Source organism: Halomonas campaniensis, from assembly GCF_002211105.1.
GTDB classification, from domain to species: domain Bacteria; phylum Pseudomonadota; class Gammaproteobacteria; order Pseudomonadales; family Halomonadaceae; genus Vreelandella; species Vreelandella campaniensis_A.
Genome location: NZ_JPUA01000025.1, coordinates 80,262 through 90,869 on the forward strand (window position 1 = coordinate 80,262; position 10,608 = coordinate 90,869).

Sequence of the window (10,608 nt, forward strand, 5' to 3'; positions counted from 1 at the left end):
TTTTTAGAACTGTTAAACGCGCATAAAGATGAGCTAGCCGAAGCGATTACCAAAGAGCACGGCAAGGTGTTCACCGACGCCCAGGGTGAAGTGGCCCGCGGTATCGATATTGTCGAATTTGCCTGTGGAATTCCGCAGTTGTTAAAGGGTGACTACACCGAGCAGGTGAGTACCGGGATTGATAACTGGACGATGCGCCAGCCGTTAGGCGTCGTGGCTGGTATAACGCCATTTAATTTCCCAGCCATGGTGCCAATGTGGATGTTCCCGCTGGCAATTGCGGCGGGGAATACGTTTATTTTGAAACCAAGCCCCCTTGATCCCAGTGCTTCGCTGCTGATGGCTGACTTGCTAAAGCAGGCAGGCCTGCCCGACGGCGTGTTTAACGTTGTGCAGGGTGATAAAGACTCCGTGGAAGCGCTCATCGACCATCCGCATGTTAAGGCGCTGTCGTTTGTAGGCTCAACGCCAATTGCCAACCTGATCTACGAGCGCGGAGCGCGCAACGGCAAGCGCATTCAAGCCTTGGGCGGAGCCAAAAATCATATGGTAGTGATGCCGGATGCGCATTTGGATAAAGCCGTCGATGCGCTGATTGGTGCCGCCTATGGCTCGGCTGGTGAGCGCTGTATGGCGATTAGCGTGGCGGTGTTGGTGGGTGATGTGGCGGATAAGGTCGTCCCAGCCTTGGCAGAGCGTGCTAAAGCGCTGAAAGTAAAAGATGGTATGCAGTTGGATGCAGAAATGGGCCCCATTGTGACCCGCCAAGCTCATCAGCGGATTACTGGGTATATTGAAAAAGGCGTGGCGGAAGGCGCCGAACTGGTGGTCGATGGCCGCGATTTTAATGCCTCCGAGGCGGGTGATGAGTGTGCTGAAGGATTCTGGATGGGCGGCACGCTGTTTGACAATGTCACCCCCGAGATGACGATCTATAAGGAGGAGATTTTTGGCCCGGTGCTGGTCTGTGTGCGGGTGCCGGATATCGCCACGGCCATTCAACTGATTAATGACCATGAGTTTGGCAACGGCGTTAGCTGCTTTACCGAAAGCGGTACAGTGGCTCGGGAGTTTGGCCGCCGTATTCAGGTCGGCATGGTGGGTATCAATGTGCCCATTCCAGTGCCTATGGCGTGGCACGGGTTTGGCGGTTGGAAGCGCTCTTTATTTGGCGATACTCATGCTTATGGTGAAGAGGGCGTGCGTTTCTACACCAAGCAGAAGTCGATTATGCAGCGTTGGTCAGACTCCATCGATGCCGGGGCCGAGTTTGTGATGCCCACGGCGAAGTAGCGCCGCCCACGTTACCGGAGCCGACTCATGTCAGAACTCACCAATAACAACGTCGACAATACCAGCCACTTCGACTATATCGTGATCGGCGCAGGCACCGCGGGGTGCCTGCTGGCTAATCGTTTGAGTGCCAACCCCAATAATAAGGTGCTGTTGATAGAGGCGGGCGGTCGGGATAACTACCACTGGATTCATATTCCAGTGGGCTATCTTTACTGTATCAATAACCCGCGCACTGATTGGCTGTTTTGCACTGAGCCTGATAAAGGCCTCAACGGCCGTTCGCTGATTTACCCGCGGGGGAAAACTCTGGGCGGCTGCTCCAGCATTAATGGCATGATCTATATGCGCGGCCAGGCACGGGACTACGACCACTGGGCGGACGTCACCGGCGACGACGCTTGGCGCTGGGAGAACTGCCTTCCCGACTTTATCAAACACGAAGACCACTACCGTCTGGACGATGGCGGAGATGCCGACGCCCAGCACCGGGATTTTCACGGCCACGGTGGGGAGTGGCGGATCGAAAAGCAGCGCCTCAAGTGGCAGGTGCTGGATGATTTCGCTGAAGCAGCCGTCCAGGCGGGCATCCCGCGTACCGACGATTTTAACCGCGGCTCCAATGAGGGCGTGGCCTACTTTGAGGTCAATCAGCGCTCGGGCTGGCGCTGGAATACCGCCAAAGCGTTTTTGCGCCCCGCGCTGAAACGCCAAAACTTAACGCTCTGGCACTCCACGCAGGTCAATCGCCTGCTGTTTGATAAGAGTGGGGAAGCACTGCGCTGCAGAGGGGTGGAGGTGGCGCGTAATGGCTACCCCCAATGCGCCATGGTGAGCGGAGAGGTGGTGCTTTGCGCCGGTGCGATCGGTACACCTCATTTACTCCAGCTTTCTGGGGTTGGGCCAGCCGAACTGCTGCGCGAAAAAGGTGTTGAGGTAGTGCATGAACTGCCCGGCGTGGGAGAGAATCTGCAGGATCATCTACAGATTCGGTCGATATATAAAATCACCAATGGCAAAACCCTCAACGCCATGGCCAGCACGCTGTGGGGTAAAGCAGGCATTGGCTTGGAGTACCTGCTTAAACGCTCGGGGCCGATGAGTATGGCGCCTTCGCAATTAGGGGCCTTTACCCGCAGCACCCAGGATCAACCGCACCCCAATATTCAGTACCACGTGCAGCCGCTAAGCCTGGAAGCCTTTGGTCAGCCGCTACACCCTTACCCAGCGATTACCGCCAGTGTCTGCAATCTGAACCCTACTAGCCGGGGAACGGTACGCCTTAAAAGCAGCGACCCGCGCCAGGCTCCGGCGATTTCTCCCAATTACTTGAGTACCCCAGAGGATCGCAAGGTGGCGGCGGACTCCTTGCGCGTGACACGGCGCATCGCCGAGCAACCTGCGTTTGCCAAATACGCGCCTGACGAAGTTAAACCCGGCGTCGAGTACCAAAGCGATGAGGAGCTTGCCCGGTTGGCCGGTGATATCGGCACGACGATTTTCCACCCAGTGGGCACCGCACGAATGGGCCGCGAGGACGATGCCATGGCCGTGGTCGATGCGCGGCTGAGAGTGCGCGGTATTGATGGATTGAGAGTGGCCGACGCCAGCGTGATGCCGACGATCACCAGCGGCAATACCAACTCGCCCACGCTAATGATTGCAGAGAAGGCTGCTAGTTGGTTACTTGCTGAGCGTGGAGAAGTTTCTGGTAGCTCGTAGAGCTATTAATCGGCGTTTATCGGGGTGTTGACGTGGGAGGGTGGTTAAGCGCAAAATGGCGGAAGTAGGTTAGCAAGTCGAACGTTGTCAGCAGTATAGAAGCGCCTCTAGCGTTAAATCTGGTGAAAGTCTCTTGTTATACCCACTGTAATTCGGGTATTTCCCGGTTTAATTAGCAACATCGAGGATTTCGATCATGGCAACTGGTACCGTTAAGTGGTTTAACGACACTAAAGGTTTCGGCTTCATTTCTCCTGACGACAATGGCGACGATCTGTTCGCGCATTTCTCAGAAATTCAGGCTGAAGGCTTCAAATCTCTGCAAGACGGCCAGAAGGTTTCCTTCGACGTCACCCAGGGTAAAAAAGGCCTTCAGGCTTCTAACATCAAAGTTATTTAAGTTAATGCTTAAGCACTGAGATGCTAGCAATCATCGCTTAGCGCTGATTGACCAGAAAACCCCGCCAAGCGCGGGGTTTTCGCTTTTTAGGTTTTGTAACTTAAACTCGCCTCACACCTCACACCTCACACCTCACACCATATTCCATTTCGATCTTTAAATGTTTCTAAAAATAACTTTTTAGAATATAAGATTGGCTTCACAATACCTCCATGCTTATTGGTTAAGGATGTCGTGGTTATGTCACTGGATGCTTGGATAGCGGTAGGGGTGGTGCTCACCATTTTTCCGTTAATGGCCTTTTCACGCCTGGGGCCGGATATTATCTTGCTGGGCGCGGTTATTGTGCTAATGACGCTTGGCGTGATTGACCCCCAGCAGGCGCTGGGGGGCTTCTCCAATAGTGGCCTGTTTACCGTGGCGTTTATGTATGTGCTGGTGGCCAGCATTCGCGAAACCGGCGGCATCGACCTGATTATTCGCTATGTGCTTAAACGGCCAAAAAGTGAGCGAGGTGCGCTGGTTCGCCTGCTGCTACCGGTGGCCTCGCTTAGCGGCTTCGTCAATAATACCCCCGTCGTTGCTACCTATATCCCCGCAGTCATGAGCTGGAGCCGTCGGCTGCGCCTCTCTCCCCAGCGGCTGCTGATGCCGCTTAGCTTCGCCTCTATCCTCGGCGGCACCATTACGCTGTTCGGTACCAGCACGAACCTGGTAGTGCATGGGCTATTGTTGGAGCGCTACCCTGAGCTAGGCATGGGCCTGTTGGATTTGGCCTGGGTCGGTGTTCCTGTCGCCGTCGTAGGACTGAGTTATCTTATTTTGTTTGGGCCACGGCTGTTGCCCGCCAGGGAAGGGCTGGCCAATGCGTTTGCCAACCCGCGGGAGTTCACTATTGAAATGGAAGTCGACCCGGCAGGCGTGCTGGTGGATCGCACCGTTGAAGAGGCGGGATTACGTCACCTACAGGAGCTGTTTCTGGTCGAGATTGAACGCGCAGGCAACGTGGTGAGCGTGGTAGGGCCTGGCGAGCAGCTCAAAGGCGGCGACCGGTTGGTGTTTGCAGGCACCTCTGATGCGGCAGTGGAGTTGCAGCAAATCCGCGGTTTGATCCCTTCCCGAGACGGCACTTCCAGTTTGGAGAAGGAGTTTAAAGAGCGTCGCTTGGTCGAGGCGGTGGTCTCCAACCAGTGTCAGTTTATAGGCCAGCGTATCCGCGATGGTCACTTTAGAACCCTCTATGGGGCAGCGGTGCTGGCGATTTGCCGTGGCGGAGAACGGGTTAAGGGTAATCTTGGCCAAGTGCGACTGCAGCCCGCCGATGTGCTGTTGCTGGAGGCGCGGCCCCCCTTTATTGAGCGGCATCGACAGTCGCGGGACTTTTTGCTGATTAGTGAGCTCAATGGCGCAGCGCGGCCTATCCATGAGAAAGCGCCGCTAGCGTGGGGCTTACTGCTAGGCGCCGTGCTGCTCGCCGCCTTCGGGGTGCTGAGCATGCTCAACGCTGCCATGCTGGGGGCGGCATTGGCGCTACTCACGGGCTGCTGTTCGGTGGGCGCCGCCAAGCGTGGCTTGGATACCCAGGTGCTGCTCACCATTGCCGCGTCGTTTGGGGTAGGGGCGGCCCTGCAGAGCTCCGGTGCCGCCGGCGTGATCGGTGGAGGAGTGCTGACCCTAGTGGCGGGTAACCCACTGCTGCTGTTAATTGGCACATACTGCGTGGTGGCGCTGCTTACCGAACTGGTGACCAATAACGCAGCGGCGGTGATTATTTTTCCGGTGGTGATGAGCGCCGCAGAAAGCTTGGGCGTTAGCCCGATGCCCTATGTGGTGGCGGTGATGTTTGCCGCCTCGGCGAGCTTTTTAACCCCCATTGGCTATCAAACCAATTTGATGGTGTATGGCCCAGGTGGTTATCGGGTGAGCGATTTCCTGCGCCTGGGCAGTGGATTAAATATACTGACGGGTGCCATCGCGCTGGTTTTAATTCCCCTGGTCTGGCCTTTTTAAGTGTGTTGTCACGATTTTAGGTGCTCTCCCGCTCGCTGTTAACGTAGGTTTGCGCTAGGGTGACGCTTTTTGCATAAAGGAATACGACGTTATGACTGCTCCTGGCGAACTGGTTATTGAGCCGAAAGATGGTCAACCCGCCGATGCCTGTGTGTTTATTATTCACGGTTTGGGTGCGGATGGGCACGATTTTGAGCCGCTGGTGCCCGCATTAGCGCTGCCCAAAGATTCCCGCGTGCGCTTTATCATGCCCCATGCGCCACGCCTGCCGGTGACGATTAATGGCGGCATGGTGATGCCTGCCTGGTACGATATTTTGGCCATGGATTTGGGCCGCCGAGTCGATGAGGTGCAGCTTAAGAAATCGGCTGAGCGAATCCAGGCACTGATTCAAGAGCAGATCGATCAGGGTATCGATAGCCAGCGCATTATCGTGGCGGGCTTTTCGCAAGGGGGGGCGGTTGCCTACCATGCCGCGCTGACGTTCCCTGCGCCGCTAGGGGGGCTGTTGGCCATGTCGACTTACTTTGCGACCGCCGACAATATCGACCTCGCGGAAGCCAATCGTCAGATTCCTATTGAGGTGCAACACGGCAACTTCGACCCCATTGTGCCTGAAAGCCTGGGCCGCAGCGGCGCTGACCGCTTAAAAGCGATGGGCTACGCGGTCAACTACCGCCAATACCCCATGGCCCATGCGCTCTGCCCACAGCAGGTTAATGATATCGGCAAGTGGCTGAGTTCGCGGTTGAACTGAGCACCTATTCGTGACCGATGCAAGGATGTAGCGAAAACGAATGATAGCTTTCTTTGAGGCGGTAGCCGCTTTTCATGTAGTCGAAGTGCTGCTGGCGCTGGGCCTGGTGGTATCGGCGCTGGTGTGTCTGTTTGATCGCCATCTGGTGCGTGCCTGCTACTTTTTTGTGGTCTTTGCGGCTGCAATGACGGTGGCATGGTGGCAACTCGGCGCTCCCTGGCTGGCAACTGCTGAGCTGGTGCTGGGGCTAGGGTTAACCGGCCCCTGTTTTTTTTATGCCCTGGGCCACGTTTTACCCGGCGCTTCCTCCTCTCTTGAGCGCGATACCTTCAGCGAGCCTAGATCACGGGTGGCGATACGGGTGCTCTTGGCGCTGGCCTGGTTTGTCATGGTGGGCGCCGCTATTCGCACGGTAATCGCCGACATGGCGTATTCGCCTTTAGAGCATCCGTTGCTGCTTGCCGGGGTGGTGATTGCCGCCAGTGCCTTAGGCGCCTTTGCGCTTCACCGTCATCTACTGCGCCGCCTACTGGCGTTTAATCTGCTCGGCTCAGGGGTGTTTATGCTGCTGGCAGGCGTGGCAGGTACCTCGGCGACTGCTCAGGCACTGATTAGTGTAGGGCTGCTAGTCGCCTGGCTGGGGTCAATGCTGGGTGCGCTGTTGATTCGGCAGCTTTTGCATCTGGAAGGGGTCGAGGCTTTGGGGCGTGACGGAAAACCTGAAGAGGACGTCACATGATTTGGCGCTTTGGCCTTTTCGATAGCACCTTTGAACCCCTTCTGCCTACCCACTGGGCGCTGCTAGTGGCGCTTGGCTTGCCGCTACTACTGGGCATGCTGGCGGCACTTTTTCCTCCTAAGCGGGCATGGCCCGTCTTACTAGCCAGTGTGCCAGTATTGGTCTCTGGGCTAATGCTGCTCTCTGCTTACGATCAAGCTGGACTACTGCGCTGGCAGTGGGAGATCGCCGGTATCCAGCTGTCGTTGCGTCTAAACGGACTGAGCGTGCTAATGCTGTTAATGACCCAGGTGATCGGCGTTGCGGCAGCGCTCTATACGCCGGGATATTTGCGTTTAAGCGAAACGGGGCCGTTGGCACGCTGGCTGTGGCCTTTGATGGGTGTTGTGCTGAGTGCGCTGTCGCTAATTTGGCTGGCCACCGACCTATTGACCCTTTATGCAGCGCTGGAGCTGATGGGGCTGGCGGCGGTCGGCATGCTGATGCTATCGGGAAAGGCGCCCGCACTCGTGGCAGGAATGCGCTATCTGCTGCTGGCGCTGGTGGGCTCGCTCACCTATCTACTCGGAGTGGCGCTGATTTTGGGCCACTGGGGCCGGTTGGATTTGCCAGGCTTGACTGAGGTCGTAGAGCCAGGGCCGGTGGCGTGGTTCGCCGCTGCGCTGATCGGTGCGGGGCTGGCTTTAAAAGCCGCGCTATTTCCCCTACATGCGTGGCTGACACCCGTCCATGAGAGCGCCTGGACGCCCGTAAGCGCGCTGCATGCGGCGCTGGTGATCAAGGCGTCGCTGTTTATATTGCTGCAGCTGTGGAGCATTCTGCTCCCTGATGCTTTCTACGCCCCGCGTGTTATTGCTTGGCTGGGCATGCTGGCGATTGTATGGGGCGGGCTGCTGGCATGGCGTACCGATTCACTTAAAACCCTGGTGGCTTCATCCACCGTGGCGCAGTTGGGGTATCTCATGGTGGCTTTTCCGCTGCTGTTGGGGCCGGATATTGCGCCGCTACCCCGTGCGTTAGCCTGGGAAGGGTTTTGGCTGCAACTGATGGGCCACGCCTTTGCCAAAGCCGCCATGTTTATGGCTGCAGGCAACCTGATACTGGCCACAGGGGAGAGCACGCTCAAAGGTTTGGCCGGTACCAGTCGCCGTTTACCGCTTTCGCTATTAGTGTTTGGTATCGCCTCTATCACCTTGATGGGGTTACCGCCCAGCTCAGGGTTTACTGCCAAGTGGTTGCTGCTACAAGCGATGGTGATCTCTCAGCAGTGGTGGGCAGTGGCCGCGCTCTTAATCGGCACGCTGCTGACAGCGGCCTATATATTCCGATTGTTCCGCTACTGCTTTGATGAGACGGCCCCACGGCATCGCTATCAACCCCTGGCACCGGGCATGGAACTGATCGCCCTAACCCTTGCCCTGACTGCGCTCGCCCTGGGGCTATTGGCGCATTTCCCGCTGGAATTGATGCACGGAGGCAGTCCATGAACGCAGCCTGGTTACCGCTGACTGCTTTGGCCACTTCGCTGCTGGTGGTGGTGATTATTTTTGCGCTGCCAGAAGATGCCAGGCGGTTGCGTACCACCATTAACCTGACTGCGGCGGTGGTTAAGATTGTTCTGGTGATGCTTATGGTTCAGCGGGTAGCCGCGGGCCATGAGGATATATTTAGCTTTCAAGTCGTCGGGGGCGTTGATTTTGTCCTGCGCAGTGACGCGCTAGGGGTGATGTTCGCTGGGTTATCGTCACTGCTGTGGCTGTGTACCACCATCTATGCCATTGGCTACCTTGAAGGTTCCGCTAATCGTAAGCGCTTTTTTGGCTTTTTTAGCCTCTGTGTGGCCAGCACGATCGGTATTGCCTTGGCGGATAACCTGTTTACCTTCCTGATCTTCTACGAAATGTTGACGCTCTCCACCTACCCGTTGGTGGTTCACAAAGGCACTCAGCAGGCCCTTGATGCGGGGCGCGTCTATTTGCGCTACACCTTAAGCGCTGGTGTGGTACTACTGCTTGGCACCGTGCTGCTGTATAGCCTGACCGGGGATCAGTCGTTCTCTTCAGAGGAGGGCTTGGGCGACTATTTAAACGATCATCGCGGTTTGCTAACGCTGATATTTGCGCTGTTAGTGGGTGGGTTGGCGGTAAAAACGGCCATGGTACCGCTGCATGGGTGGCTGCCCAGGGCGATGGTGGCTCCTGCGCCGGTGAGTGCGCTGCTGCACGCGGTAGCGGTGGTGAAGGCGGGGGCCTTCGGCATTCTGCGGGTCGTTTACGATCTGTTTGGCATTGAATTGAGCGTGGAACTCGGCGTTATTACCACGCTAGCGGTAGCGGCCTCGATTACGATTATATATGGCTCGTTAAGGGCCATTGCCCAAGAGGAGCTGAAACCCCGCCTAGCGTTTTCCACCGTCAGCCAAGTTTCCTACGTAATTCTGGGTATCGGGCTGTTTGGCCCTTTCGGCACCGTCGGCGCCTTGGCGCACTTGCTGCATCAGGGGCTAATGAAGGTCACGCTGTTCTTCTGTGCGGGCAACTATGCCGAAGAGCTGGGGATCCATCGCATTGATGAAATGGACGGCGCAGGCAAGCGTATGCCGTTGACCAGCATTGCCTTTACTATTGGCGCGTTTGGCATGATTGGCCTTCCGCCGGTGGCGGGGTTTATTACCAAGTGGTACCTCGGCGTTGGCGCGATTCAGGCCGAGATGTACTGGGTTGTCGCCGTTCTAGTGGCGAGCAGTACCCTCAACGCCATGTACTTTTTACCTATAGTGCACCGCTTATGGTTCCGCGTAGGGCCAGCCCATGGCAACGGCAGTTGGCCCAAAGAGCAGCGGCTAGGCCGTTTTGAAACCCATAGCTGGCTGCTGTTACCGATGGTGTTTACCGCACTGGTGAGTTTGGGGGCAGGACTGTTCGCCGGGCTCCCCTTTAGCCCCTTGGATTGGGCGGCCCGGGTTGCCAACGGGGAGTATCTGCCATGATCACCATCCTGCTTGCCCTGGCGCTGCTTTGGCCGCTGGTCGTTGTCGGTTGGACGCTATGGATTGCCTACCGCACACCCCCTCAACAGCAGGGCTATTTTTCAGCATTATGGCTAAGCGCCGCTTGGCCCGCGCTGCTATTAGCCTATGGCGGAGAGGCCCACTGGACGATCGATGGCTGGATGTTGGGTGGTGAGTGGTCGCTAAACGCGTTAAGCCGCCCCTGGCTTGCGTTTACCGCACTGCTCTGGAGCTTGGCTGCGTTGCATGCCAAGGGCTATTTTGCGGCGGAGCAGGAAAAGGCCCGGAGCGGTGGTCAGGAGGCCCAGCGGCGCCTGCTGCGTTTAGCGCTGCTGTGGCCGCTGACACTGCTTGGTAACGTACTGCTGATTATTGCCCAGGATATCGCCAGTTTTTACCTAGGTTTTGCGCTGATGACCTTTGCTGCCTACGCCCTGGTGGTGCATAGCGGTACCGAACAGGCTCGGCTGGGAGCCAAGGCCTATTTGATGTTAGCCGTGGTGGGGGAAGGGTTAATTCTAGGCGGCTTTCTATGGGCGGCTGGGGAGGCGAACACGCTGACGTTGCAAGGAGTGCGTGAAAGTATTCTGGAGGCGGAACAGGGGGCATGGATGGCCACTCTGCTGTGTTTGGGCTTTGGCGTAAAAGCCGGCGTCATTGGCTTGCATGTGTGGGTA

9 protein-coding genes are annotated in these 10,608 nt (G+C 57.0%); all 9 read left to right on the forward strand.

The genetic code is table 11. The features are described from left to right. Positions 1–1,293: CoA-acylating methylmalonate-semialdehyde dehydrogenase (locus JI62_RS08685; protein WP_088699782.1), on the forward strand; the 1,293-nt coding region annotated here is incomplete at its 5' end. Between the two features lie 27 nt (positions 1,294–1,320). Continuing rightward, positions 1,321–3,015 (forward strand): GMC family oxidoreductase, encoded by a 1,695-nt coding sequence (locus JI62_RS08690; RefSeq protein ID WP_088699783.1) that lies wholly within the window; start codon positions 1,321–1,323, stop codon positions 3,013–3,015. Positions 3,016–3,211: 196 nt separating this feature from the next. Beyond that, the gene (locus tag JI62_RS08695) at positions 3,212–3,415 is read left to right on the forward strand and encodes a cold-shock protein (RefSeq protein ID WP_088699784.1); all 204 of its coding nucleotides are present in this window, start codon (positions 3,212–3,214) and stop codon (positions 3,413–3,415) included. A 240-nt stretch (positions 3,416–3,655) separates the two neighbouring features. Next, positions 3,656–5,425: an SLC13 family permease gene (locus JI62_RS08700; protein WP_088699785.1), complete on the forward strand. Its 1,770-nt coding sequence runs from the start codon at positions 3,656–3,658 to the stop codon at positions 5,423–5,425. A gap of 91 nt (positions 5,426–5,516) precedes the next feature. Then, the gene (locus JI62_RS08705) at positions 5,517–6,182 is read left to right on the forward strand and encodes an alpha/beta hydrolase (RefSeq protein WP_088699786.1); all 666 of its coding nucleotides are present in this window, start codon (positions 5,517–5,519) and stop codon (positions 6,180–6,182) included. Positions 6,183–6,222: 40 nt separating this feature from the next. Then, on the forward strand, positions 6,223–6,921 hold the full coding sequence (locus tag JI62_RS08710; protein WP_088699787.1) for a hydrogenase subunit MbhD domain-containing protein: 699 nt from the start codon (positions 6,223–6,225) through the stop codon (positions 6,919–6,921). Beyond that, on the forward strand, positions 6,918–8,408 hold the full coding sequence (locus JI62_RS08715; RefSeq protein ID WP_088699788.1) for a complex I subunit 5 family protein: 1,491 nt from the start codon (positions 6,918–6,920) through the stop codon (positions 8,406–8,408). Before JI62_RS08710 ends, JI62_RS08715 begins: the two co-directional genes overlap by 4 nt. Then, complete coding sequence (locus tag JI62_RS08720) at positions 8,405–9,910, forward strand: complex I subunit 5 family protein (protein ID WP_088699789.1); 1,506 nt, start codon at positions 8,405–8,407, stop codon at positions 9,908–9,910. Before JI62_RS08715 ends, JI62_RS08720 begins: the two co-directional genes overlap by 4 nt. Next, a partial coding sequence (locus JI62_RS08725) for a proton-conducting transporter membrane subunit (RefSeq protein WP_276206557.1) occupies positions 9,907–10,608 on the forward strand: 702 nt, incomplete at its 3' end. The genes JI62_RS08720 and JI62_RS08725, both read left to right, overlap by 4 nt.